The organism is Tardisphaera saccharovorans (assembly GCF_046635845.1).
Taxonomy (GTDB): Archaea; Thermoproteota; Thermoprotei_A; order Marsarchaeales; family UBA168; genus UBA168.
Genome location: NZ_JAQQXN010000003.1, coordinates 102,425 through 128,154, shown reverse-complemented (window position 1 = coordinate 128,154; position 25,730 = coordinate 102,425). Strand labels below are relative to the sequence as shown.

The window sequence follows — 25,730 nt, the reverse complement described above, 5'->3', positions numbered from 1 at the left end:
CTTTGTGAGCATGAAAGTTTCGGATATAAAGGCTTACGTTATTGGGGACGCCAACATGGGGTCGGCCACGTGGGCCTCCTACGGTATAGTTGTGAAGCTGATCACGTCCACCGGAGAGGTGGGTTATGGGGAGGCGCTGCCGACGCTCAGACCGGCCGTGGTTAACGCATCTATTGAACAGATAGGGAGGCTTTACGTTGGGAAAGAGGTTGAACGTATACGTCAGAACTACTCGGAAGTCGTCAGGCATGACTTCTATCTTCCGATGTCGGTTGAGTCCGTAACCGCTCTGAGCTCCATAGATATGGCCTCCTGGGATGTCTTGGGGAAGGAGCTCGGGGCTCCTGTCTCCCAACTCATAGGCGGGAAGCTGAGAAACTACGTGCCCGCTTACGCGAATGGCTGGTATGCTGGGTGCGCTACACCGGATGACTTCTCAAAGAAGGCCGAGGTAGCCCTATCCGGTTCCCCCTATTTTGCGTTGAAGTTCGACCCGTTTGGTGCGGCATATGACCTAATTGACGATAGATCGTTAAGCGCAGCGGAGATGAGAGTTGCAGCCGTGGCCGAAGTAGCTTCAAAAAGAGGGTCCTCTATTATGATAGAACACCACGGAAGGTTCTCCGCGACGGCTGCCATATCGATCGCGGAAAGGCTTGCGAAGTACAGTCCCCTTTTTATGGAGGAGCCGGTGCACCCGGATGACTACGAGGGGCTCATGAAGTATCGGAGTAGGGTGAACCTACCCATCGCCCTTGGAGAAAGAATTCTGACGCCGAGTCAGGCCCTTTTCTTTATGAAGGAGCACCTAGTTGACGTGCTTCAGCCTGATGTGTGCAACGTGGGAGGGATTACCGGAGCTAAGGAGATCTTGGACTTGGCAGATGCCTTCGGGGTTACCGTGTCGCCGCACAATGCCTTTGGCCCCATTCAGAACGCCGCGTGGCTTCAGCTGGCTTCGACGGCGAGGAACTTGCTCGCTCTCGAGGAGTTCTACCAGTGGTATCCCGATTGGAAGAGGCGCCTGATTTACGACTCGACACCCATCGAAGACGGCAAGGTAAGGGTGCCAGATGGACCAGGGCTTGGTGTGAAGGTTAATGAAGGTCTGCTGGACGAGCTCAAGCTTGAGCCCAGGGCGGTGGACGTTGCCGATGAGCCCGTCTGGGTAGTCAGGGGAACTTGGAGGGATCGAGATGGTTTGTGAGGTGATCGCGCCAGTACTGACCCCGTTTGCCCATGGGGCGCCCGATTTGGAGGTCATGAGGAGGCACGTCACGGCCATTTTGGAGCAGGGTGCAGACGCTGTGTTTGTCTGTGGGACCACTGGCTTAGGTCCCTCGCTCAGCTTTCAGGAAAGGGTTGCCATACTTCGCTCTATCTCTGACGTAACGAACAGGATCATACTTCAGATAGGAGGATTGAACATGGATGAGGTGATCGGGCTCGTTAAAGGATGCAATGAAAGAGATATCATGGGGGTAGCCTCTTTTGCCCCATACTACTATCAAAGGCTGCCGGAGTCGCACTTGCTGAAGTACTTTCAGAACATCGTGGAGTTGAGCGAGCATCCGGTCTACATCTACAACTATCCCGCTGGGACCGGAAAGGACCTGGATCCGAACTTCGTATCCAAGTTATCCGTGGCTGGGATCAAGGACACGAGCGAAAGCCTGGTTCACAGCCTGGAATACAGGCGTAAAATGCCTTCTCTAAAGGTGTACAACGGCTCGGACTTTCTTGCGGCCGTTTCGCTGCTCGTCCTCGATGGCACCGTGGCTTCCGCCGCGAACTTCGTCCCTAGGCTCTTTTTTACGATGAAGCGCGGCGCTAGCAAGGGTCAAACGGACTCCCTTCTGAGGGCACAGTTTCTCATAGATGAGATAGTGGAGCTTGGAAGGAAGTACGGGTACCTTTCATCTATCTATGACATCACGTCTTACTTCATGGGATACGACGTGAGAGGGCCCAGACCGCCGATATTCCCATTGGGACGGGATGAGCGCGAACAGCTTTTAAGGCAGTTGGTCACGCTCAAAGAGCAGGCGGAGGAGATGTCGGAGTGAGGATAGCGGCTGTGGGAGAGCCCCTCATACAGCTTAACTCGATGACCCGCGGACCCCTTAGATACGTGAAGTACTTTGAGAAGCACGTGGCTGGCTCTGAGCTTAACTTCCTCATTGCCGCGATGAGAAACGGCGCCGATGCGAGCCTTATAGCTAGGGTTGGAGACGACGAGTTCGGGATCGAGATACTGGAATATGCTCGGGGCCTGGGGATCGACGTTAGCGCGGTGAAGGTCGCTCGCTCCTACACGGGCTTTTACTTCGTGCAAAGGGGGTATCCGGTGCCTGGAAGGAGCGAGCTCGTTTATCACCGGAGCGGAAGCGCGGGGAGCTCCATTTCTCCTTCGGACGTTGAGCGTTCCTTGGTGTCGTCGGCTGAGCTTTTCCACACAACTGGAATAACGGCGGCTCTCAGTGAGAGCGCGTTGGCCGCCGTGAGGCGCGCCTTCCAAATTGCGAAAAAGATCTCCTTCGACACAAACATAAGGCTGAGACTTTGGAACGCGCAAACGGCTAGAAGTGAGATAATGGGGCTGCTGGCGCAAACGGACGTCGATTACCTTATAACCGATCCCGATGACTCCCAGATCTTGATAGGCGAAAGGGATCCCCATGCCGTCTACTCCCGGTTCAGGAAGCTCGGCGTTAAGGTCCTAGTGTACAAGGTGGGGTCTAGGGGAGCGTACGCCTTCGCCGAAGGGGAGCAGCGCTTTCAAAGGGGTTACAGGGTCAGCGTCGAGGATCCAACGGGTGCGGGAGACGCGCTTGCGGGGACCTTCGTGTCGCTTCACATGGCCGGAAGAGCGCTTGATTACGCTTTGGCACATGCCGTTGCTGCCTCAGCTTTGGTGGTTACCGTGAGGGGAGATAACGAGATAATTCCCACAGAAGCTGATGCCCAAAAAACAATAGATGGGCTCAAGGGTTGATGGCTGCGTAGCCCTTGGGAATCAGTTCCATGCCGCCGGCGGCCGTCTTCTCCCATGAGTGGTTAATGACGAGTTCTTTTCCATTTGAGAACCTAACTGCCTGTATCCACTTGCTCCAACCCTCATGCCTGTCCTTGAATCCCTCTAGGCCGAGGACGCGCTTGTATATGAGATGCGGGTCGGACGACTCGAACGGCCACGGGCTGGCTGCGACCCACCTCTCGAACGGAAACGTGATGAAGTAAACCCTCCCCTTTCCGAGCTGGTTCTTTACAAGTATTGGCAGGCCGCCGGAGTAGAGGAGGACATCTCCTCCCTTGACTGGCGCGATGCTTGCGTCGTAGTTCCATTGGTCGTGAAAAGCCTCGGCAGCTGAGAGCCTCACGGAGCCGCCATCGACCTCTACTGAGACGCTTTCCAGCCTGGCCGGGTGGTTGAAAAATAGGTCGTGTTCTATTCCAAGGGATCTGAAGTTAAACCACGAGTTAAACCCGTAGCTGAGCATCACCGACCCTCCCTCTTCGACGAAGTTCCTCAGCGCTTCCTGGGTCTTAGCGGTGTACCTTATGGCATAGGGCAGGATGAGAAGCTTTGGCCAGCCGTAAGAGGCTTGAGACTCGTCGATTACCTGCTTGCTAAGGGTCTGCTCGTGCATCACCCTCGGATTTATCCTGTTTTGCAACAACATGCAGAAAGCCGACAAAAGCGAGGAAGAGATCGCGTAGGCCTCGTGCTGCGATGTAAAGGGGTATTGCTCGTGCACGTAGGACGGTATCAAAAGGCCAACGTCATCTTCGATTGGCGCTGCATCGCCAAAATCCCTTAAGAACTGAGAGAACTTTTGAAGCTCGAGGCCCTGCGGCTTTACCTTCCAGTCCACGGTCGTGACGCCGTACTCAAGTTCGTGAGGGTGATGAGAGTAAGGCCTTTGGTTCTTGAGGTCGAAGTCGGAATAGCACCAGCCCCATGCCCCTGAGGCGCCGGCCGCTAAGCTGCCCGAGAGCAGCGCCCTGTAATAACCAGCTATGTGTTCGTCAGATCCCAGGACGGAAGACGCACCAAATTCCTCGAGTATCACGGGCTTATTGTTTATCTTAGAGGCCTTTAGCACGAACTGAGGAAAAACCGTCTGGCGATAGGCGTCGGAATCTGGGGTATAAGTGTGCGGGCCGTGATAGTCGACGAGATCGGCGTACTCGAAAGGATCAAAACTACTGGGAGCGATAATTCCCCAATATCCATCGCCCGTGGATACGGGATGAGAACGATCGATGGACTTAATCAGGGTTACGGTATTTCTTATCCATTTTGTAACTACCTCCTTCTTATCGGTGGCATATATGGGGAGCTCGTTGCTCAAGATCCACCCGCCTACTGCGGGATGGTTTTTGAAGCGCTTCACGAGGGTGGAGATGTAAAAGTCGGTTTCGTGCTCTAGCTCAAAGAAGCTCCTGTCCTTCCAGGCCGGATCCCAGTTCTCTCCCGACATGTGGCCCACGATAAAGGTGAGGTACACCTTCACGCCGGCCGCCTGCGCGATGTCTAGGAAATCCCTTAGTTCCTCCATGGAACCCTCGTTCACGGTACCCGGTGAGTCCTGAAAGTCGGGCCAGAAAGTGAACGCCCTAACGACGTTCACTCCAAGCGACGATATCTGCTGTAGCTCCTTTTGGATGACCTGCCTGTCAAACTCCCTCCACATGAGGGGGCCTCCCTTCTTGCTCCAATAGTTTAGGCCTATGATAAACATGACTTACGTGTTCGGTGAACTTAAAAGGGTATCTGGGCTTAGCGTTTTATTTGATGGGACGCAAGCTTTTTTAGTTATTAGTGAGATAGATTCATGAGAAAAACTTTTGTGGCATTAATAGCGGTTATCGTTATAGTTATGATAGGAGCGGCAGCCGGCCCCTACCTTCTTGAACCAAGGCAACCGCAAGTTTACACGCTATTTCCGCCGCGGACCAACGAGACGTACGAGCTTTCAACTGCTCAAGGGGGTTTCAGCTTTCTGTCCACAAGTCTAGAGCACTTCGTCACGATTAGCAACCAAAGCTACTACGCCATGGCTGAGGTTAAGGGCGATGGCCTATCGCTCATGATGTCGCCCTTTATGTGGAACTTGGCGGGGGCAAACGGCTCGGTTAACATGATTTTCAGGGACGACAGGCTACAGGTTTCAATGGACCTGAGCAACGTGACCGACATAAGCGATATAAAGGTCACAGGTTACCCCGGCTTGATGTACGGCAAAGAGCTCTGGTTCCCCTTTGGGACGGCCACGGAGCAGCTAAAGGTGCTGGCCCTTCCCTCGATCGTTTCCGATCTTCCCAACTTCTACTCGGTTTTGAATTACTCGACCTACGTTTACGCAGGCAGCATTGGAGATTTCTCTTACGACATGTGGCTAACGAGCAACCCGAACATAACGAGCTTGGGGTCGAAGGACATCGAGGTCATGATATGGATGTACAGCCAATCACCAGGGCTTTCGCAGCCTTTTGTTAACGTGGGCACGGTAAGCGCCCCGACCATAATCAACGGCACGACCGTCACCGCCCAATATCAAGTGTACGTCCTGCCTCACACCGGTAGCGCCACCGGGTGGGCGGGCGTGTACTTTGTCCTTGAATATCCCTCGGCGGGAGGGGTGGCAAGGGGTGAGGTCGGAGTTCCCGTTAAGGATTTGCTCGAGGACATATCTTCCATCCTTCCCAAGGTTGGCCTCAGCTTTTACAATCCCAGCACATATTACTTGAATGCCATTCAGGTTGGAATGGAAACGTATTACAGCGCGACCAACTCCCTTGTGGCCGGCTACACGCTTTACTCTTGGAAGGTCGTAATAGGGCGAGTTGCTCGATAGATTTATACGCCTTCATGCGGTTGTAGGGCATGAAAAGTTTGGCTAAATGTACGCTTTTTGCGATGCTGCTGCTTCTTTCGGCCGCTCCTGTTCTTGTTTTTGGAGCAGCAGCTCCCGCGTACGCCTTTGATGGGGCATACGCGGTTTACCAGATGAATTTCACGCTGAGCGGCCTTACTGGCAGCTTAACGTACTCTGGACAGGTTCGCTATCAGGTGAGTGACGTCAACGCGCAACAGCAGACGTTCCTTATCTCCGTCACTTTTTATGGAAATCTAAGCGAGTTTTACCGGAATGGCACGAGCACCACTGCCACGTTCTCGAATCCCACGGGCTTCCCGGCTTTGAACTCCAGTTACATGGGGATGCTTAACGCTGGCAAGCTGCCCCCTGGCACACCCTCTAACGTAACTGATACCACAGGCGTTGTCATGAACGTACCAGCTGGAAAGTTCGTCACAGATGAAGTCAACTTTGGGGAGGGTAACGTGGATTGGTTTGATCAGAGGACGGGCATGCTCGTGAAGGAAGTGGTATACTTGGGCCCGGGAGAGCCTCTTAGCTTTGAACTGGTAAGTACCAACGTGGTGGTCCGTGGGCCGAGCTACGCGCCATATGAGTACTTGGCCGCGGTGGTCGCCGCTTCGGCGGTGATAACCGCACTGGTGGCCTGGATTGGCTCTCGCAGGGGGTCGAGCGCTAGGTCGGAAAAGGAGGGAAGTTCGGCATCAAGCACGACATCGGACACGGGTAGCGGGTCAACTGAACACGCTTCCGGGCCTTCCGCTCCGGAAAACTCGTCGTAGCAGCTCGGCAAAAGCTCAAAAGGTATTTAAGCGCTGGGAGAACCTGCATTATGTGTAGAATATTTGCCATAGCTTCTTCCAAGCGCGATGTGGCACCGGTCCTGAAGGTTGGGCTCAAGAGGTTGGAGTACGGGGGGTACGACTCCTCCGGTATGGCAACGGTTGGCGGCGGCGAGCTCATGGTGAGGAAGGGAGTGGGCAAACTCGAGGAAGTTGACAAGAACGTGCACTTTGACGAGATGAAGGGAAAGATAGGCATAGCTCACAATAGGTGGGCTACGCATGGCCTTCCTACGGTCACAAACGCGCACCCTCAGCTTGACTGCAAGGGCGAGATAGCGGTCGTTCATAATGGCGTGATAGAAAACTTCTTTGATCTTAAGGAAAAGCTAATTAAAAAGGATCACGAGATCAGGTCTAGGACGGACACGGAGATAATAGCGCATCTCATAGAGGACTACGTGAATCAGGGAATGGACTTCGTCAGTGCCGTTATGAGCGCCATGCGCGAGTTGCAGGGGTCCTTTGCGCTTGCCATAATCAGTAAGAAGGAGCCTGACAAGGTCGTGGTAGTTAAGAACGAGAGCCCCCTTCTATTGGGCGTGGGAAACGGGGAGAATTACGCCGCGTCAGACGCCGTGGCCTTCATAGATTCCACTAACAAGATCATTCCGCTTGACGACGGAGAGATGGCGGTGATAACGCCTGACTCGTATGAAATATACAGGATAGGCGACGGGGCGAAGGTGGAGAAGCACCCAGTGGAGCTGAAGATGAGCGTTGACCAGGTAAGCAAAGGAGGTTACGAGCACTACATGCTCAAGGAAATAATGGAACAGCCTACATCCATAAGGTATACCCTTAATCTTCAAAAGCCCTACCTCGACGTCTTGACAGAGCTCATAGACAGGGCCCGCGTAACGTATTTGGTGGGGGCCGGTACTTCGTATAACTCTTGCCTTGCGGGTAGCTACATGTACTCTTACATGTCAGCGCTCCCAACGATACCCTCCATTGCCAGCGAGTTCGAGGAGCAGTACGGCAAGGCACTTGACGCTGACTCAGCGCTTCTCTTGGTCAGCCAATCGGGAGAGACCGCCGACGTGCTCAGGATAGCGAGCTACGCGAGGCTTAAGGCGAGCACTGTCCTGGCCATAACAAACGTGGTTGGGTCTACCATAACGAGGATAACGAGGGCTTATATAATCCAGCAATCGGGACCCGAAATAGGGGTCGCGGCCACAAAAACCTACACGTCTCAGCTGCTAGTTCACATGAAGCTTGCCATGAACTTGGGAAAGAAGCGCGGCAAGCTATCGCAGATGGAAATGGACCAGTACGAGGAGGCCATGGAAGGTCTCCCCAAGCTGGTGGAAGGCGTGCTCACCTCCACATCGGACAAGATGAAGCAACTCGCGGACGTGCTTTACAAATCGCCTCACATATTCTTCATGGGCAGAGGGATAAACACGGCAACCGCTTACGAGGGGAGGCTTAAGATGCTTGAGATCTCCTACATACCGTCCACCGCTTACTCGGCAGGTGAAAGCAAGCACGGTCCCATAGCCCTTATCGAAAAGGGCGTTCCCGTAATATTCATAGCTCCGAGGGACAGCACGAGAAAAGTGATGATAGGCAACGTCATGGAGATAAAGTCACGCGGTGGGCAGATAATAGCCTTCGGAGAGGAGGACGACAAGGAGCTGAGGGAGCTCAGCGACTTCTACGTTGGCATGCCCCCGATGCTGCCCATAGTCACTCCCATTGCTTACGTGCTTCCGCTTCAGCTTCTGGCTTACTACACTGCCGTGAAGAGAGGCCTTGATCCGGATAAGCCCAGGAACCTAGCGAAGTCGGTGACGGTTCAACGAGACGGCATGTTTTAATGCTCTCGCAAGGGATATCTTGTGGATCTCATAGATTTGGGCTGGCTTTTCGTCGTCTCGTTTCTAAGCAACGCCACGCCCTTCTTCGGTGCGTCCTACACGTTCATCGCCGTGGGAATGCTTTACCAGTTCGGCGTGAACCCACTGAACGTAGCTGAGTCCATTGCGATCACGGCTATTGGCGCGTCGGTATCGAAGAACGTCATGTATGCCTTGGGGATAGGGCTGAGAACGCCGTTATCGGGCAACAAGAACGTCTCCTTACTTAAGAAGTTCGCGAAAAAGCGCTCATTTTACGTCACTGTTTTCGTGCTCGCTTTTTTGCCGGTTCTTCCCCTTGACGATTACTTGTACGTGGGAGGTGGAGTGGCCGCTGCCTCCGCGCTAAAGGTGAACGCCATGGCCTTGGCGGGAAAGCTTGCCAAGAGCGCCTTTGAGATCCCCGTTGAACTCGCAGGCCTTTTCTACTTGGGAGGCTTTACGAAGCGCTTTGGCCTTTCGCTTATCGATCTCTCTGCCAGTTTTGCGGTGGCCTTCGTGGTTCTGGGCTACGTGCTTCTAAAGGTCGATTGGGAGAACGCGCTGAGAAAGACGGGCCTAGCGAAATGCTTTTTCGGTATGGATGAGTGATCCAGCTGATAAAAATCTCAGCTGGAGGTAAGCCACCACGATAGAGATGAGTTCGATAACCAAAGTTTACGGCAACGGGCAAGTCGCTCTCAGAGACTTCACGGGAACAATCGGGTCGAGGCGCGCGACTGTACTAGGCAGGAACGGGGCGGGAAAAACCACGCTCTTGAGGATATTGTCCACGCAGCTGAAGCCAACCAAGGGAAGCGCTTCAATAAACGGGTACGACGTGATATCGGAGGCGAGGAAGGTCAGGGAGCTCGTGTGCAGTATTCCCCAGGAAGCCCAGACCGCTGGGATGGCCAGCCCCTACGAGCACGTCTTCATGTACTTAGTGGCCAGGGGCTTCTCCTTCTCGGAGGCATCGGCTGCAGCGAGGAAGGCGCTAAAGGAGCTGGACCTCGGTGACTTCATGGATCGTCCAACGGACGAGCTCTCGGGTGGTATGAAGAGGAAGGTGTTCGTGGCCATGGCGCTTGCCTCCAATGCTGAGGTAATATTTTTGGATGAGCCGACGGTTGGTCTTGATCCCATATCAAGGCTTTCGGTTTGGCAGGCCATAAGGTCGCTAGATTCGCAGATAATCCTTACCACGCACTACATGGAAGAGGCCGCAGCTCTCAGCGATGAGATACTCCTTGTGGACAAAGGGAGACTTGTGGTAAAGGGAACGGCTGATGAGTTGTTGAGACCGCTGAAGGGAAAGGTGAGGGTCGAGGGAGTTGGCGACATAAGGATTGGCGGCATTAACATTTCATACGTGGATGAGAGCAGGGCATCAGAGTTCGTGGGGCGGGCAGTAATAAGGCCAGTGGGGCTTGAAGACGTCATGATAACCATGGGTGCGGCGCCAGAAGATGCGATGCCAGAGGATACGGGCACCAAAGGAGGGCGAGCGAAATGGAGAGTCAGATGACGAGCGAGCTAGGGCAAAGGCTGCGTTTCGTGGCGGCCTTCACGTGGTTTTACGGCTACTCAGGCATGAAGAGGGGACCTTTCTTCGTGTTGTCATATCTCAGCCTTCCTCTGTCGCTCCTCTTCTTCATATATGTGATATCTCACGGCGCTTATCTCGCATTCGGGGTGCTGGGAGGCATATTGGGCATAGTTTCTGGCAACTCCTTGACGTCGGTTGGGGATTTCGTGTTTTTGAGAAGGGAGCTTAAGATACAGGACTTGTTAGTGGCCTCAAGGGTAAGGGCAATGGACTACGCAACGGCACTTATGCTGAGTAACTTAGTTTACTCCTTGCCCGGTCTTATCCTTTACGCGGTCTTAGGTGCGTTACTTCACATTTATGACTTGGCTGGTTTCGGGATACTCGTGATCATGGTGGTTGTGCTTTCCGTGTCGTCGACATCCATGGCAATGCTCATCGCTAGCCACGTAAGGCACATGAGGAACGTCTGGGGAATATCAAGTCTTTTGTCCGTGCTTTTGACGCTTCTGCCTCCGCTTTACTACCCATACGGCGATCTTCCCAAGTACGCCTTCTACGTTCTCCTCGTATCTCCGTCCACTCCTATATCGGCTCTATCTCAGTGGTATCTCGGATTGCAACCTGCCTCGCCTCTCTCATTGATCGCGGTGCTCGTTCAGCTGGTTATTTATCCAACGCTTGCCATAAAGTTCATGAAATGGGTTGATGAGTAAGGAGACGCGCGAAAAATCCCTGTCAGGATAGGCTGAGAAGGGCCCTGGAGGACGCGTCTGCTATGGCTTCGGACACGGTCGCGTGCTCGTATCCCGAGTAAGCGAGGTCCCTTGCCGTGGCTCCGAGCTTTATCGCGAGCGCTAAGTGGCTTATGAGCTCCTCAGCGTCGTATCCCACGAGTCCTCCTCCGAGGATCTTCCCCTTCTTGTCAAATATGAGCTTGACCATTCCTTCGGTCGCACCCAAGGCCATGGCCTTTTCGTTATAGCCAAGGTTCGAGGTGCCAACAACGTAATCGATGCCGGAAGCGACCGCTGCCTTTTCGGTGAGTCCTACTTCAGCGAACTGGGGCACGGTGTAGAGGCCTGACGGAAGTAGCTGGTGGTTAACCGGGAAATCAATTCCCGCCGCGTTAAGGGCAGCTGCCTTGCCCATGTACATCGCTCTGGTGGCACCCTTGTACGAGGCGGCCTCACCTATCGCGTAAAGCCAGGGCAAGTTCGTCCTGCAGTGGTCATCAACGGTCACAAATCCGTTCTTGGTCTTTACTCCCAGACCATCCAGTCCCAGTCCTTCGGTGTTTGGAAGCCAGGCATGAGACGGCACTATGGCGTCGAACTCGACCCGCTTTTCCGCACTCTCAACCTCATAACTTATGGAATTTTCAGATAGGCCTTTGACCTTTGCGCCCATGTCGAACTTTAGGCCATTGCTTTCCAGCGCTTGCCTTAATGCGCCCGTGAGCTCTTGATCGAACTGCGGAAATAGGGAATCGTTTTCGTCAACCACGATTACTTCAGCCCCTGAGGATGCCAGCAACTGCCCTATCTCGAGCCCGCGTATGGAGGGAGCTCCTCCCTGGTAGACCACGACGCTTTGAGGGACGTCTTCCAGCTCCCAGAACTTGTCAACGGTGAGTATCCTCGATGGGTCTACGCCCTTCAAGGGGGCTAGGTTGTGGCGTGCGCCAGTGGCTATGACGACCGAGCTTGCCTCTAGTTCTTGCCCATTAACCTTGACCCCGCCGCTCTTAACCGAACCGTTCCCCGAAATCACATCAACTCCCAGCGAGTCCAGCACTGACTGCGCAAGCTCCGCGGTCTTTTCGGAGATCTCCTTTGCCCTCTTTATGTTGAGCGCGAAGTCTACCTTTATGGGCGACGCGAAGCCACCGTTGCCGGAGTAATGCGAAAGCGACACGTTGGAAAGCGCCGCGTCTGCGGGAATGCAGCCCACGTTAACGCACGTCCCACCGATCTTCTTCCTCTCCACCACAGCCACCCTCTTTCCCAAAGACGCGCTGGTCACCGCGCCCACGTAGCCTCCTGGTCCTCCGCCCAAGTAAACAACATCGTACATACGTGCCTTTATTATGGCGTTATTAAGTGTATTGCTGTGCTTGCACATGCCAATGCCTTAAAAGCTATGTAATAACGCCGTTATGAAGGAAGAAGTCGCTTTGGATCTCGATGATTACGGCCAAGGAAGGGCTAACGTAGATCAGCGGTACTTCAACGACAACCTAGCTCCCGTTCCAAAGAGGTCGAGGGACTGGAGTTGGGTTAGCTTTACGACCGTATGGGCTGGCATGGTCCACAACGTGGTGCAGTTCGAGATAGCAGGGCTGCTTACCTTCGAATTTGGCCCCATCCTTGCCCTCGTGATCACCGCTTTGGCCTATGGAACGGAACTCGTGGCCATGTACCTCAACGGCCACATGGGAGCCAAGTGGGGTATACCCTTTCCCACGAGCATAAGGGCCTCATACGGCATTAGGGGATCATACATACCCATAGTGTTGAGGGCATTTTCGGCCCTCTTCTTTTTCGCGATACAGACTTACGTCGGTGCCACGCTTATCAGCTCGGTTATGGGACTTTACTTTCCGTGGTGGTCTTCGTTAACTCAAAACGTGATCGGAATGCCCCTGAACATGGCCATTTCCTTTGCGGCCTTCTGGCTGGTCAACTTGCTTGCCCTGTTCAGGGGAATGAAGGAGGTTAAGTACTTCGAGCTGGTGTTGGGACCCGTCATATTGGCGTCCTTCGTGGGCATGATGGCATATGGCCTTTACCTAGCGCATGGGCTTCAGGCGCTAACTTACGTGTCTTCTTTGGCGCATCCCAGCGCTAGTCCCTACTCCATGGCCTTGGCGGTAGCCTCTTTGGCCGGCGCCTACTCGACGCTGGTACTTAACATAATGGACTTCACGCGGTTTGCCAAGTCACAGCGTGATCAGTTAATAGGCCAAGCCATAGGCTTTCCCGTGATCTTCGTGGCCTTTTCTTTCGTAGCGGCTGGAACCATATCGTCGCTGATATACGTGTTTCACATCCCCTCCTCAGAGGCCATAACCTACGTTAATCCTGTGAACATAATGTACCTCTTGTCGGCTAACAAGTTGATTTCAGCTGCCATAGGGGTGACGCTCATAGCGGCCACCGTCGGGGTTAACGTTGCCGCAAACCTCGTCTCCCCAGTTTACGACGTGCTTTCCTTCTTCCCAAAGCTCAATTGGAGGAAGGCATCGGTGCTGGCGTCATTGGTGGGCGTGGCGTTCGCCCCGTGGTACTGGTACACAAGCGCCACAAACATATTGAACGCGCTAAACGTTCTCGGGAGCGCATTGGGTTCCGTGGCCGGCGTGATGATGGTTGATTACTGGATAATAAGGAAGAGAAAGATCTCCCTGGCTGACCTCTTCTTGAGGGGCGGGGCTTACTGGTATAACAACGGGATAAATGCTATGGCTTTGGTGGCGACGGCTCTAGGCGCCGCTATACCGGTATCCGGAGCGCTGTTGGGATTTGGCCCCTTGAGCGATTTTGGATGGTACATGGCTTTATTTGCTGGAGGAGGTACGTACCTATTCCTCGCGAAGGCGATGAGGTATGGCTTTCGTTGGTCGCAAAGTGAGCAAAGTAAGCCTTAACACAAATAAGAAGGTTATTGGGCAAATACCCTAAAATAAGCAGGCATGAGAAGCTTATGCAAACAGTTAGTTCTGAAAGGCCAAGCGAGCCCTCCCTTGAGGTTTATCACAGGAACAAAGAGGAGCTCGAGAAAATGCCTGTGCTTGGAAGGACGAAGACGGTATGCCCCGTGTGCAAGCGGATAATAGACGGCGTGATTTACAGGGACGGAGATTACGTGATGATAAGGAAGGAGTGCCCTGAACATGGCCTATTTATCGAGAAGTACTGGGAGGACTACTATCTTTACGACAAGATGAGCAAGTTGCAGTACAACGGAAGGGGACTGGAGAACCCCAACTACATTCCGGACACGCTGGGGGCGAACTGCCCCTTCGACTGCGGGCTGTGCCAGAGGCACCTGTCGCATACCGCCCTTGCAAACGTGGTCATCACAAACAGGTGCCACTTGAATTGCTGGTATTGCTTCTTCTACGCCAAGGAGGGAGAGCCCATTTACGAGCCGACCCTAGACGAGTTTAAGAAGCTCTTCGCGAACCTGAGGGCGCAGCGCCCTATTCCTCCCAACGCCATACAGCTCACTGGCGGCGAGCCCACCATGCACCCACAGATAGTCGAGATAGTGAAGGCCGCCAGGGAAGCCGGTTTTGAGCAGGTACAGCTGAACACAACAGGTATAAACCTTGGTCTGAATCCCGACCTCGCCGTGAGGTTGAGGTACGCGGGCGTCAACACGCTCTACCTCAGCTTTGACGGGGTAAGCATGAGGGCCAACCCCAAGAACCACTGGGAGATACCCTTCATTTTGGACGCGGCCAGGAAGGCCGAGCTGGGGATAGTTTTCGTGCCGACCGTCATAAGGGGTATAAATGACCAAGAGCTGGGCGCCATGGTGAACTTCGCCCTTAACCACCTTGACGTGGTGAGGGCTGTGAACTTCCAGCCCGTTTCGTTGGTCGGAAGGATGCCCGATAAGGCGAGGGAGAGCATGAGGATCACGATCCCCGGCATGATAAAGGAGCTGGAAGAGCAGACGCATGGTGTCATAAACAAGGACGACTGGTATAGCGTTCCGTACACCGGGGCTTTTGATAAGTTCCTTGAGGCGGCCACGGGCCGCTACATGTACGACATGTCGATCCACTTCGCGTGCGGCATGGGGACCTACGTCATACTTGACGACGACAAGAGGATAATACCGATACCCGAGTTCATTGACGTTTTGGGCCTTAACGAGTACCTCAAAGAGGAATATGAGGAGATAAAGGACGACAACCGCATCAGCAAGAAGATCAAGGCCGCCAAGGTCTTGCTTGGCGTGAGGAAGTTCATAGACGAGAAGAAGCAGCCGAAGTCCGTTAACTTCTTAAAGCTTCTGACGAACTTCCTTGTGAACAAGGACTTCAACTCTCTCGGCGCTATTCATCACAGGACCCTTTTCTTGGGCAGCATGCACTTCCAAGACGAGTACAACTACGACATAGCCAGGGTGGAGAGATGCGACATACATTACGCGATGCCAGATGGCGAGGTGCTTCCGTTCTGCACTTTCAACGTCTTCCCGGAGATATACAGGGACAAGATACAGAGGCAGTACAGCATACCGGCAGATGTTTGGAAGAAGCAGCACCCGAACTGGAGTTACGACGCTGATAAGTACAAGAGGGACGTAAAGAAGCTCCAGGAAAGCGAGCTGTACAGGAAGGTATATGGAGGTATAGTGGACTACTTCGCGCTTCCGGTTAACGGAGGAAAGCCAGTGCCGTTCGCGAGGCCGGAGCTTCCGTCGGTGGTAGACTCGACGGCCAACAGCGAGAAGTTCGGGGTAAGGGTGAAGAGGTGACCGAACGTGTCAGAAGTCCAGGACTCGGAGAAGAAGAAGCAGGCGGATGCGACCGGCGAGGGCGTGGAAGAGACGTCAAAGGTGGGAATTAGGATAAACGCGCGCGCCATCGGAAAGCACAAGGAGACCCTTTCCTTTTCTGAGGCCGGAGCTTCCTACGAGGATGAGCTGATTGAGGAGCTTGGCAAGAAGTATCACGTACCATACAGGATCGTTAGAGAGGCAGTTGTAGCCGTGAAGAGGGCGGATCTGGGAGATCAGGGAAGGGCGGCCATGCTCCAGTACAAGCTCATGACCGATGATGCCATAATAAAGGCCAGCGTGAACTACGTAACGGGAAAGATAACCGTCATATATAACCCCAAAGGCGCCAAGAACCTGAGGCCCAAGACCGATCTCGATGCCATAGTCGCAAAGCTTCACGCGGAAGGGATAGAGCCACTCAGTGTCGAGGAGCACGATTACGATTACTACCGCGAGTTTTACTCCTATGCGTTTAACCCTCCTAAGATCAGGGATAGGCCTCCCTACGGATATGATGCCGAGAAGTGGAAGAAGGTCAGAGAAGATTACGAGAAGGAAAGGCAGAAGCACGAAGAGGAGAAGAGGAGGAAGTTCAAGGAGTGGCAGCAGGAATACTACGAAAGGCACCGCGACGTCTTGGATAAGTTTCCTGCGGACTTGGCCTGATTGACCGCGGTTTTAATTGAAGGTGAGCCTTTTCGCACAGTTGAATATGCGAAAACCGCCCATGGATTTAGCCATTGATTTTCTGATAAATCCGATTTTTATAACATCTTAAATTTCCTTGATTTTTTGTTCACGAAATAATTGCACTTAATAAAATTTCAAGCGAATTATTTAACGAAGTGAGTCTGCCGATAGGTTTTAAAGCGGTGGTCATATAGCTTTTCATATTGGCAAGCGATGAGTCGCGCCCTTTTTGGAAGGGCTTGGTTTCGGAGCTTTCGTCCTTTGCGAGATCGCTTTACATTGAGAACGTCCCGTCTTACGGAAACAGCTTCTGGTTTCAGCTTGGCTTCTACATAATAGCGCTCGGCTTGCTGTTGGGCCTTACGGGAGGGATAATGCTCCTATTCGGCCCCTATTGGTGGAATTACACCACGGTCGGCATGTACGTTAGCCAAATCCACTTTTGGGCAGCGGAGCTGCTCATAACTCTCCTCTTCCTTCACGTGCTCGTTAACTTTTCGACATCCGCTTTCAAGAAAAGGAAGGACACGTGGGTCGTGGGCGCCCTCATGCTTGTCCTTGCGCTTATAACTTATGCCTTTGGCGTGGGGCTTAACAACACGGTCGTTGCTCAGTACAACGACAAAAGCGCTGCTGGTTTCTGGAACTCCCTCTTGCTTGGCTACTGGATAAACCCAGAGAATTTCGGCGCCGTCCTCGGTTGGCACGTGATGGTGGTGCCCGCGTTGCTAGTATTGCTGCTGGGTGTCCACTTTCTCTTGGTTGAGAAAAGAGGCATTAGCCTCCCTCATAGGAATGACGTCAAGTACTCCATGGTGAAAGCGGATCACAAGAAGATGTTCGTCAGGACAGGGGCGATCTTGGTCATTGCGGTGGCGTTGGGAGTGGGCCTGGGCCCGCTTTGGGCTAATCCCTTCGTCCCCGCGCTCAATACCACTTGGGCGTCTCAGCACTATCCCGATCTGTTCGCCTCGACCTTGATACTCGAGTACAATCGCACCTCGGGGACGGCAACATACATGAAGCTGAGTCCCATAGGTTTCGTCAACCCCTACTCTGATTCTTCAGATCCCATGACCTACGTTAATACCACTTGGGTTTACGTCGTTGGGCCTTACGAAAGGTACGTCAACTTGACTGGAGCCACCAACGAGCTCTCGAGGTTTTTAAGCGAGCCTGCCCCTGAACGGGTCGATCAGATAAACGCGGCTTATTCGTACTTTGCCAATAACGGTTCCATTGATGAAGCGATCAACTCATCAAACCCCATGGAGAGCGTAGCAGCAGATCTCACGAAGCTGGCCATGGACGGGATTTACGGCGGAATCCTGACGTCGGAGACCTACGATCACAGTAGTCTCGATCAGACTTACGAGATAAGGCTGTTAACGGACATGGGGCTCATACACAATGTGGAAGGGATACAGTACAAGATAAACGAGAAGTACATGGGGATGATCAAGTACAACGTCGAGCCTTGGCAAATCGGGGCTTACTGGATGGCCCCCTATGATGTTCTAGAGGCATGGGGAGACGGCGTGCCCGGCTGGCATTCTTTGTACAACGAACTCATAGTAACGGCGCTCTTCTTGATTCTGATCCTGTTGCCGTGGATCCCAGGTCTCAGGGACTTACCGGACGCGCTTCACCTGTACAAGCTCTTCTGGAACAGGTTCACGATCCCAGAGATGAGACCGAGATCAAAGGAACCTGTCGCGAAAGGCGGTTAGCACGTAAAGGAGGTTTCTCTCGGAGTTGTACGTTATCCGTCCAGAGTAGCAAAGCTCCACGATCCAGTCGTAGAAGTCTTTCCCGAGGTATTTCCTCGATGGGTTTAGGTAAAGCTCTCTCAGTTCCTCAGAGAAGTTTCCCTCCGGGTTAACGTCGTCAAGAGAAGATAGGGTTTCCTTCCACGCGTAGTCAAAACCCAACTTAAGCCTTATTAACGCCCTGGCTACGTCCGGCTCGTAAATGGGGCCAAGCTCTTCAAGAGCCCTGAGCGCGTCGATGGCCTTGGGCGAAAGGTTCTGAAGGGCGTCCACGAGGGATATGGGCTTCATGGGGCTAAGGTAAATGGTGCTGCTCAGCGTTGCCCTCGGCGCGCTTGAAACGCTCTTTGCTATCCATTGTGAGGCCTCTGGCATGAGTTGTGAAAGGCTCCACTTCCGCTGGGTGGGAAGCTTCTCGATGGTGTTTATCCCCCTCTGTTTTGCGTAGGCGTAGGCCGCAAACACCGCATTGAGCGTGGCTTCGTCCTCGAGTACTGAAGGGCCCCACTTAGCTAGGTATATGCCCAGGGCTGGATCGCAAGACTTTACCCTATCAATAAGCTCCGCAAGGGCATCGACGTCGTCGCCTCCGGCCTGCACGTAGGCCCTGTAAACCGGCTGAGCCTTTTCGGCTGACAGCCCAGTCAGCCTCAGAAACCGCCTGAACTTTGGGTCCTCGGTTGCCACGAAAGGATAGTTGCAGGGGTTAATACGCCTTCGTAAGCACCAAGCATAAAATGGTAGAGCGGTTAAAGTCATGATAGCTTACTTGGTAAGGCACGGTGAGGCGCAGAACAACGTGCAGAGCCTGTTTCCGGACGACGAGCACTCCGCGTACCGCTTGACCGAGGTCGGTCGGGCGCAGGCAACGGCTGCCGGGATGTGGTTAAGGAAGGTGAAGCCGACCCTCATAATAACGAGCCCAGTTACTCGTGCTCGCGAGACGGCGGAGCTTATATCCGCCGCCACGGGAGCTCCCGTAAGGGTGGAGGAGAGGCTCAGAGAAGCGAGGCTTGGTTTGCTGGCAGGAAAGAACTACGAGGAATTTGCGAAAGCCGATCCCAATTGGTACACGGATTACTTCGACGAGGCCAGCAAGTACGGCATTGAAAAGTTCATGTCAATAAGGCAGAGGATGATATCGGCGCTGGGCGAGAATTGGGGGCCAGGCCCCATAGTTGTGGTGAGCCATCTGGAACCCATAAGGTCTGTTGTGTCTCTGGCCCTCGGCATAACGGGGCCATCAGTAAGGAAGATAAGGATATTTAACGGTTCCATAACGGCGGTGGAAATATGTCCGGCATCAGACCCTCAACTCATAAGCCTGAACTGCGTTCCCACACCTTAAAATACCCTGGGAGAGATAGCGTTATGGCTTCTCGCGTGTCCGTGGTGAGGGCTGAAGATCACGAGCTTGCGGTTGGGTCCGCGCTTAGGCTGTTGGCCGAAGACTTTCCAAGGAAAATCAGAAAAGTTCTCATAAAGCCCAACTTCGTGTCCACGAGGGTGAAGCTCAGCGCGACTCCAGTCGAGACGGTGCGCGGTGTGCTGCGCTTCCTGTACGATTTCTCTGATTCAAGAGAGGTTCTTGTGGCCGAGTCACCTGCGGTGGGTGGATTCGAGGACGCGCTTAGGAACTTCGGCTACTATGAGCTCAAGAACGAGTTTCCCAGCATCGAGTTCGTGGACCTTGATTCCATGGAAGCGAGAAGCGTGAAGCTGAGCGATCAGCGCGGGGAAAGCTTTGAAGTCCCGGTTCCCTCGGTGATGTTCGACAGGTCGGTGCTGAAGCTATCTCCGGTCCGCCCTAAGACCCACGATACCGTGGTGGTCACGCTCACCGTGAAGAACCTTGTGATGGGAGCCATAAGGAAAGGGTACAAGTCTTCCATGCACACGGGCTACCTTGCCATAAATCGCAATATAGCTAAGCTTTTTTCGGCCATGGGTCCTTGTTGCGGAGTTGTCGACGGCATCGAAGGCATGGAAGGAGATGGGCCGGTTTCTGGCAGGGCTAAGAGATGGGGTTACGTGTTTGCCTCATGTAACTGCGCTGCGCTGGATCGCTTGGTAACCTTGGCAATGGGCTTTAATCCCGATGACGTCGGATATCTCTACTTCTTGAAAGGTCTCGCCGGCGAAGTGGTGCCGGTGGGTGAGCCCCTCTCAAGGACGTTCACAAAGTTCACGCCGCACCGCTCGTACCTCGATCAGCTTTCGTGGAAGGCAGAGCTGGCCAACAACGAAGCCAACAACGAAAAGGCGTAACAGCTCCCGTTTGAGAAATTCATGCTTGGAAAGGCGAGTCCTGAGGGTTGGCCGCTGGATTCGGGCGAGGCCGGCGATCTCGTGGTTTCCACCGCGCCTGCCATAGGTTTGCCGAAGGATACCCTTCCCTTCTTTTCTCTTTCTTACGCCATCGGCAACCTTCTTTCCTCGTTTGCGGAGCCGGTTTACGCCGTTGATGAGGTGCTGCTCCCGCCCGGAGGGAGGGCTGAGGAGGCATTAGAACTTGTTGAAGCTGTACGGGCGGAAGCGAGGAGTTTTGGAATCAGGGTAGTCGGCGGGCATACCGGGGCTTATGAGGGAATCGAGTTGCCGCTTATCGCGGTCACGGCCTGGGGAAAGAGGATAAGAAAGGCAAAGGACCCGTCTCCGGGAGATAGGCTTTACCTCCTTGGTGAGCCCTTCTTAGAATCCGCGTGGCTAGATTGGTTAACGGCGCAGGGAGAAGTCGAAGTTGACTGGAGAAGGTTGACGCCCGTGCCGATCTTGAAGGAACTGGTACGCATGGACGTAAAGGCGCTTCATGACGTTTCGGAGGGGGGAATTCAAAGGGCGATCTACGACGTCACCGGCGACCTTGGCTTCACGGAAGGACCTGCTATGGAAGAGCTGAGGAAAGTAAGAAGCCTTAGCGATCCCTCGTATGGTTGCGTTGTGGCAGTAGTACGCGATGACTACGCCTCGGAGTTCGCGAGCAAATGCAGGTCAAAGGGAATGAAGTTCTGGGAGTTAGGGAGAGTCGGAGGCGAGCGGCTCAGCATGCCCCAAATAGGAAGCACCTATGAAGAGTACGGCTTTCCAGCGTCAAGCTATGACAGGTACCTTAACGCGTACTCATTTTTCATCAAGCGCCTGTCTAGGCTTCCTTGCATCGCCCAGCTAATTCCTGAGGTTGGGATGAACGTGGCCCTTTGGACGCCAAAGGGATACGCAGGGGTTGACGGCAGGATAACGAGGGCCGAAAAGGGCATCCGCGCCGGGAGGCCCTCCTATGGCGCATCCAAGCACGTAGCTAAAGTGCTTGATGAAGTCAGGCGCTTGGGGTTAAGCAAGAACCTTGCCCTGAACGTAAGGCTTTCTGACGACATCATAGCTGCCCTGGAACGCGCGGGAATACATCCCCTCGAGACAAAGGGCCACGATCCCTTCTGTCCACTTGCTGGGTTCATCGAGGAAACCAGAGCGCTCGCAGACGCGTACGTGGAAGAACCGAACGTTGGCATAGAGGGGAACGTGGTTCTTCTGTTTCGGGATTTCGATGAGGCAATTAAAGTCCTAGACGCGTTGTGCATGGCTCTTCACCAGAAAAAATGAAAGCTTATATGAGCAGATATGCTCTTAACCATGATAAGTTTCGACATGGATTACGCTGGGGTAAGGCTGTACTTCGGAGAGCTTTCCGTCAAAAAGCTCGAGTCTCACCTCAAGGGCTTTCCGAGCGTTGCGTTGGCTACCAGTAAGAGCGCGGCTAAGGTATCAGGTGCACTGGAAGATATCACAGGCCTCCTCGAGACGCACTCCATATCCTACGAGGTTTACGATAAGTTCACGCCGAATCCCACAATAGAAGAAACGGTTGAGTTTGCGAGGCTTGCATGGGAGCACGGCGCTCAGGCCATAATAGCCATAGGCGGAGGAAGCGTTATAGATGCCGCGAAGGTTGCCGCCATAGCTAGGCTCAACGGGAACAACGTAGCAGACGTGGTCTACGGAAGGTCGCATGTCTTGACCGGCGTTCCCGTCTTTGCCGTAAACCTCACGCACGGGACGGGGACCGAGGTCGATAGGTACTCGGTGATATCCGATCCGGAAAGAAAGGAAAAGAGGGGGATGGTATCCCTTTATCCAACGGCCAGCGTTGACGATCCGAGGTACCTTATCACTTTGCCCAAGGATCAGACCATTTACACGGCACTTGACGCGTTCTATCATTCTTACGAAGCTGCGACGCGCCTTAGCTCATCACCGTACGTAGAGATGCTCTCGCGCGAGGCGGTATCGAAGATAAGGGATTGGCTTCCGAGGTCCCTTGCTGACCTCAAGGGCTTGGAGCCCAGGTACTGGCTGCTTTACGCCTCCATGGTGGCGGGGGTAGCCATAGACATGGCCGGAACGCACGTGATCCACACGCTCGAGCACGTGGTCAGCGGCATAAACCCCAAGGTCATTCACGGTGCTGGACTGGCCATGCTTGGCCCAAGGTCCGCGTACTACACTCATAAGCTTAGTCCCGTGAAGTCGGCGGCGGTGCTTTCGCTTTTCGATCCAACCATAAAGCCAACTTCCGATGACGCAGAACGCGCAGAGAGCGCGGTGAGGCAATTCCAGGAGAAGGTTGGCTTTGACCAGCGCCTATCTGATCACGGCTTTGGCAAGGACGATGTTCCATCCATGGTCGAGTACGTCGTCAGGAACAGGGCGCTACCAGGACCCGATCTAGTCCCCATAACGGAGGACATGGTTAGGGATATATTTATAAAGAGCCTCTGAGAGCTCGAACTCAGGCAACGTTTATATGCGGCCTTTTTTTCTTTTAAATGAAGAGCACGCTGGGTCTTACGCGCAGGCTTCCGTTGGCTTGCTTGTTTTTAGTTGGGATTGCTCTTGAGTCAGCCTCATTTGTTCAAGGACTTTCCTTCGCGAGGTTTCCTGCCGAAGGAGCGCCGGCTGCTTTTCCCAATTCACTCTATTTTTTCGGGGCAGTTCTTGCCGTGGTCCTAGAGGCGGTCGTCGGCATAGTATTGATGTGTTTTGGCATGTATGGATTTCTCAGTGGCCCTGCGGAGTCAAAGGAGGTGTTTATGCTGGCCTGCTCTTCATGCATCACGCTTATTGAGGCTGTCTCCTTGGCGCTTATGGGATGTGCTGCCTTTCTTTGGAGTGCTTACGTGGCCATTGGAGCGGTTTTTGCCTACGGAGCCTTGAGCAGGCGGCGGCTTTCGCGGGCCTTTTCATGAGAAAAGAGAAGAGCAAATAAGCTCACGCATGGCTTTGATTATGGCGAAACTCAGCGCGATAATTCCAGTGATGGTTCTTTTGCTGGCTTTCTTTCAAGGCAGCGCCACGAGCTCAGCAAGCTCAGCACAGGAGCTGCCAAAGGTCATGGCCGCCGTCAGCGGGACCCTGGTTTACACAAGTACTATGCCGGTTTGGAACGTTTTTTCTCCCAACAATTACGTCACCACGACCCCACAGAGCCCTGACCTACCCCTCATGTTTTACAATCCCTTCACTAACGCACTTCTGCCCGCTTTGGCGACGAGCGTCGCGGAGTTTCCGCGTAACGACACCATGTTGGTCTACCTGAGGAAGGGGCTGTACTGGTACAACGGAAGCGCCACGCTTCCCTTCACGGCATGGGACGTTTACACGGAATTTTACTTGGGTTGGAAGGTGTTTGGGTGGTACTCTCCTTACTTAAGTGGAATCAGGGTCATCGATGCCACAGCGGTGGAGTTCGCGTTTTCGACGTGGTCTCCCACGTTGCCCGACCTCATCCTTTCAACTCAGATCTCCACGCCTTATTCCGTTTGGAGGACTTTGCTAAATCAGGTTCAGAACGCGACCTCAGCGAAACTCATCGCGCTGCGCCCAAGGGTTGAGTCATTTCTTCAGCCTCCATGGTTCCTTGGGCCCTATTACGTGAGCGTGCTCCCTCCGTACGTCATATGGCACCTAGAGCCTTCGTCGTTGCTATACGGATGGGGCACCGTATTTCCCTATCACACGTGGCAATATTACAGGGAGGTCGTGATATGGTGGACTGGGGGCGTGGGGGAAACCATGGATGACGTCAGTCCCACAGGCATTAACTGGGAGGTTTCAGACCTATCCCCGGCCGAGTACCAAGTGCTTCAGACCACGGGATACGCGCTAGAGCTGCAACCCGCGTACAATTCGTGGGGTATCCTGGTCAACCCGGCCATTTATCCCCTTAACTTAACCGGGGTGAGGTTGGTACTGGCGCTTGCCATCAACAGGACAGAGGTGGTTAGCTCCTGGAACGCGGACGGCCTAAGGGTTTACGAACCTCAATCGATCCCGATCGGCTTCGCGCCTTACTCAGCGTATCCTCGGTGGCTTGACGCTTACGTTCAAAATTTCAGTTACGACCCAGCCAGGGCGTCTCAAATCCTCTTATCGCTGGGATTTAAGAGGATGGGAGGGCTTTGGTATACTCCCCAGGGGCAACAGTTCAAACTCACGCTCCTGCTGCCCTCCCAGTGGACTGACATGGATACCATGGGAGAGAACGTAGCATCACAGCTTACGGAATTTGGCATAGTGACGACGACCAGATCGGAGGACCTTTCAACTTACGAGTCGGTCGCCCTGCCCGCCGGTCAATTCCAGCTAGCCATATGGTATCTTCCACTTTATCAGGCAAGGAGCTTCTCGTCAGCTTGGATCGCGGGAAACTGGTGGCCTTATGACCTCGAGTACGTTAGCGGTAAGGGCTGGTCACCCAATGAATCCTATCCTTTCCAGTGGCCAAACGGCACGCTATCTTACTTCGATTTTAACGATTGGTACTCGCGCGTGATGCTTGAGGAACCCATGAGCGCGGCTTACAACGCAAGCTTTTCTCAGCTGGCCGCTTTTCTTTCTTACGAGATCCCAAACATACCCATAGCTGCGGGCTTCTACGGCGTGGTGTTCGATCAGCGCGCGTACAACGTGAGCTGGCTGAGCGGCCTCCCGGACCTGACTTACCAGACGGTGCTTTATCCTGGCATAAATCCCTTCTTCGTTGGCCAGGACACGGTCCTGTATTGGTTCACGCTTTTTGGCATAGGCCCGCAGGGCTTCCCGTCTCCTTTGGCGGTGGCGATATCTGAGAGGTCGGTAAGCCCTCGCTTTGCTGCTTTTATGGGTTTACCCTCAGAGCTTTCCTCGCATTATAAGCCAATGGTCATATCGCTGAGCTTAAGCGCGTCCGCAACGGCGGTCAGGACCAAAGGCGCGGTGCGGCTGAGCGCGCGGCTCACCTATGCAAACGGCACGCCAGTGGCTCGTGCTACGGTTATTTTCATGTCAAACGGTACATGGATAGGATCCGCTACTACGGCGAGCAACGGCGTCGCGGAGCTGAGCTGGGTCCCCGAAACGCCTGGCAACGCGACCTTGACGGCAGCTATGGAGAGTTGTCCGTCATGCGTATCGCGGTCCGTCACCATTACCGTGATATCTCAGGAAGCCGCCAGTTCCCTCTACTGGGTTCCTTACCTAATCGGGGCAGTTGCCGTGGGGCTCGGGATATTTTGGGCGGTAAGAAGGAACGAGCGCCCTGACAGAAAGAAAGAAGACGAGACGCCACAGGGATCTGTTCCCTGGGAAAGCGTTTAAGC

Annotated in this window: 22 protein-coding genes; 19 read left to right on the top strand and 3 right to left on the bottom strand. The window is 53.8% G+C overall.

Going from position 1 to position 25,730, the window contains the following annotated elements; all coding sequences use genetic code 11:
- Window positions 1-10 precede the first annotated feature (10 nt).
- From PRZ02_RS06140 to kdgK, 3 genes are read left to right on the top strand one after another with little or no spacing between them, the layout of a single operon-like run.
- Complete coding sequence (locus PRZ02_RS06140) at window positions 11-1,207, top strand: enolase C-terminal domain-like protein (protein ID WP_449464957.1); 1,197 nt, start codon at window positions 11-13, stop codon at window positions 1,205-1,207.
- Window positions 1,197-2,066, top strand: a complete 870-nt coding sequence (locus tag PRZ02_RS06135) for a dihydrodipicolinate synthase family protein (RefSeq protein WP_449464956.1) — start codon at window positions 1,197-1,199, stop codon at window positions 2,064-2,066. Before PRZ02_RS06140 ends, PRZ02_RS06135 begins: the two co-directional genes overlap by 11 nt.
- Window positions 2,063-2,995, top strand: coding sequence for a bifunctional 2-dehydro-3-deoxygluconokinase/2-dehydro-3-deoxygalactonokinase (gene kdgK, locus PRZ02_RS06130; protein WP_449464955.1), 933 nt, complete (start codon window positions 2,063-2,065; stop codon window positions 2,993-2,995). Before PRZ02_RS06135 ends, kdgK begins: the two co-directional genes overlap by 4 nt.
- On the opposite strand, the gene PRZ02_RS06125 is transcribed toward kdgK, so the two are convergent.
- Window positions 2,985-4,745 (bottom strand): DUF4434 domain-containing protein, encoded by a 1,761-nt coding sequence (locus tag PRZ02_RS06125; RefSeq protein ID WP_449464954.1) that lies wholly within the window; start codon window positions 4,743-4,745, stop codon window positions 2,985-2,987. The genes kdgK and PRZ02_RS06125 overlap by 11 nt on opposite strands.
- Before the next feature lie 93 nt (window positions 4,746-4,838).
- Between PRZ02_RS06125 and PRZ02_RS06120 the strand changes: the two genes are divergently transcribed.
- The 6 genes from PRZ02_RS06120 to PRZ02_RS06095 are packed head-to-tail and all read left to right on the top strand — an operon-like array spanning window position 4,839 to window position 10,836.
- Window positions 4,839-5,861 (top strand): GH12 family glycosyl hydrolase domain-containing protein, encoded by a 1,023-nt coding sequence (locus PRZ02_RS06120; protein ID WP_449464953.1) that lies wholly within the window; start codon window positions 4,839-4,841, stop codon window positions 5,859-5,861.
- Window positions 5,862-5,890: 29 nt separating this feature from the next.
- Window positions 5,891-6,667 carry a hypothetical protein gene (locus PRZ02_RS06115; protein ID WP_449464952.1) on the top strand — a complete coding sequence of 259 codons (777 nt, stop codon included), beginning with the start codon at window positions 5,891-5,893 and terminating at the stop codon, window positions 6,665-6,667.
- A gap of 50 nt (window positions 6,668-6,717) precedes the next feature.
- On the top strand, window positions 6,718-8,553 hold the full coding sequence (glmS, locus tag PRZ02_RS06110) for a glutamine--fructose-6-phosphate transaminase (isomerizing) (RefSeq protein ID WP_449464951.1): 1,836 nt from the start codon (window positions 6,718-6,720) through the stop codon (window positions 8,551-8,553).
- Window positions 8,554-8,574: 21 nt separating this feature from the next.
- Window positions 8,575-9,183 (top strand): hypothetical protein, encoded by a 609-nt coding sequence (locus tag PRZ02_RS06105; RefSeq protein ID WP_449464950.1) that lies wholly within the window; start codon window positions 8,575-8,577, stop codon window positions 9,181-9,183.
- Window positions 9,184-9,229: 46 nt separating this feature from the next.
- On the top strand, window positions 9,230-10,099 hold the full coding sequence (locus PRZ02_RS06100) for an ABC transporter ATP-binding protein (RefSeq protein ID WP_449464949.1): 870 nt from the start codon (window positions 9,230-9,232) through the stop codon (window positions 10,097-10,099).
- The gene (locus tag PRZ02_RS06095) at window positions 10,084-10,836 is read left to right on the top strand and encodes an ABC transporter permease (protein WP_449464948.1); all 753 of its coding nucleotides are present in this window, start codon (window positions 10,084-10,086) and stop codon (window positions 10,834-10,836) included. The genes PRZ02_RS06100 and PRZ02_RS06095 overlap by 16 nt, the downstream gene beginning before the upstream one ends.
- A gap of 22 nt (window positions 10,837-10,858) precedes the next feature.
- On the opposite strand, the gene PRZ02_RS06090 is transcribed toward PRZ02_RS06095, so the two are convergent.
- A complete protein-coding gene (locus PRZ02_RS06090) occupies window positions 10,859-12,196 on the bottom strand; it encodes a dihydrolipoyl dehydrogenase family protein (RefSeq protein WP_449464947.1) in 1,338 nt (445 codons plus the stop codon).
- A gap of 82 nt (window positions 12,197-12,278) precedes the next feature.
- On the opposite strand from PRZ02_RS06090, the gene PRZ02_RS06085 reads away from it, so the two are divergent.
- The 4 genes from PRZ02_RS06085 to PRZ02_RS06070 all read left to right on the top strand — a co-directional run bounded on the left by PRZ02_RS06085 (window position 12,279) and on the right by PRZ02_RS06070 (window position 18,057).
- On the top strand, window positions 12,279-13,769 hold the full coding sequence (locus PRZ02_RS06085; protein ID WP_449464946.1) for a cytosine permease: 1,491 nt from the start codon (window positions 12,279-12,281) through the stop codon (window positions 13,767-13,769).
- 56 nt (window positions 13,770-13,825) lie between these two features.
- Window positions 13,826-15,613 (top strand): tetraether lipid synthase Tes, encoded by a 1,788-nt coding sequence (gene tes / locus PRZ02_RS06080; protein ID WP_449464945.1) that lies wholly within the window; start codon window positions 13,826-13,828, stop codon window positions 15,611-15,613.
- A 6-nt stretch (window positions 15,614-15,619) separates the two neighbouring features.
- Window positions 15,620-16,303 carry a hypothetical protein gene (locus PRZ02_RS06075; protein ID WP_449464944.1) on the top strand — a complete coding sequence of 228 codons (684 nt, stop codon included), beginning with the start codon at window positions 15,620-15,622 and terminating at the stop codon, window positions 16,301-16,303.
- A 227-nt stretch (window positions 16,304-16,530) separates the two neighbouring features.
- Window positions 16,531-18,057, top strand: coding sequence for a cytochrome b N-terminal domain-containing protein (locus tag PRZ02_RS06070; RefSeq protein WP_449464943.1), 1,527 nt, complete (start codon window positions 16,531-16,533; stop codon window positions 18,055-18,057).
- Here the strand turns inward: PRZ02_RS06070 and PRZ02_RS06065 are convergent.
- Window positions 18,028-18,783, bottom strand: a complete 756-nt coding sequence (locus PRZ02_RS06065) for a hypothetical protein (protein WP_449464942.1) — start codon at window positions 18,781-18,783, stop codon at window positions 18,028-18,030. The two genes, PRZ02_RS06070 and PRZ02_RS06065, sit on opposite strands and share 30 nt — an antisense overlap.
- Before the next feature lie 70 nt (window positions 18,784-18,853).
- Here PRZ02_RS06065 and PRZ02_RS06060 point away from each other — a divergent pair, with 70 nt between their 5' ends.
- Genes PRZ02_RS06060 through PRZ02_RS06035 form a run of 6 tightly spaced genes read left to right on the top strand, consistent with a single transcriptional unit; the run spans window position 18,854 to window position 25,728 of the window.
- A complete protein-coding gene (locus PRZ02_RS06060) occupies window positions 18,854-19,444 on the top strand; it encodes a histidine phosphatase family protein (protein WP_449464941.1) in 591 nt (196 codons plus the stop codon).
- Window positions 19,445-19,467: 23 nt separating this feature from the next.
- A complete protein-coding gene (locus PRZ02_RS06055) occupies window positions 19,468-20,364 on the top strand; it encodes a DUF362 domain-containing protein (protein ID WP_449464940.1) in 897 nt (298 codons plus the stop codon).
- A 21-nt stretch (window positions 20,365-20,385) separates the two neighbouring features.
- Window positions 20,386-21,696, top strand: a complete 1,311-nt coding sequence (locus PRZ02_RS06050) for a thiamine-phosphate synthase family protein (protein ID WP_449464939.1) — start codon at window positions 20,386-20,388, stop codon at window positions 21,694-21,696.
- Window positions 21,697-21,726: 30 nt separating this feature from the next.
- Window positions 21,727-22,872: an iron-containing alcohol dehydrogenase gene (locus PRZ02_RS06045; RefSeq protein WP_449464938.1), complete on the top strand. Its 1,146-nt coding sequence runs from the start codon at window positions 21,727-21,729 to the stop codon at window positions 22,870-22,872.
- A 47-nt stretch (window positions 22,873-22,919) separates the two neighbouring features.
- The gene (locus PRZ02_RS06040; protein WP_449464937.1) at window positions 22,920-23,339 is read left to right on the top strand and encodes a hypothetical protein; all 420 of its coding nucleotides are present in this window, start codon (window positions 22,920-22,922) and stop codon (window positions 23,337-23,339) included.
- A 40-nt stretch (window positions 23,340-23,379) separates the two neighbouring features.
- Entirely contained in the window at window positions 23,380-25,728 is a 2,349-nt protein-coding gene (locus PRZ02_RS06035; RefSeq protein WP_449464936.1) for an ABC transporter substrate-binding protein, read from the top strand.
- Window positions 25,729-25,730 lie beyond the last annotated feature (2 nt).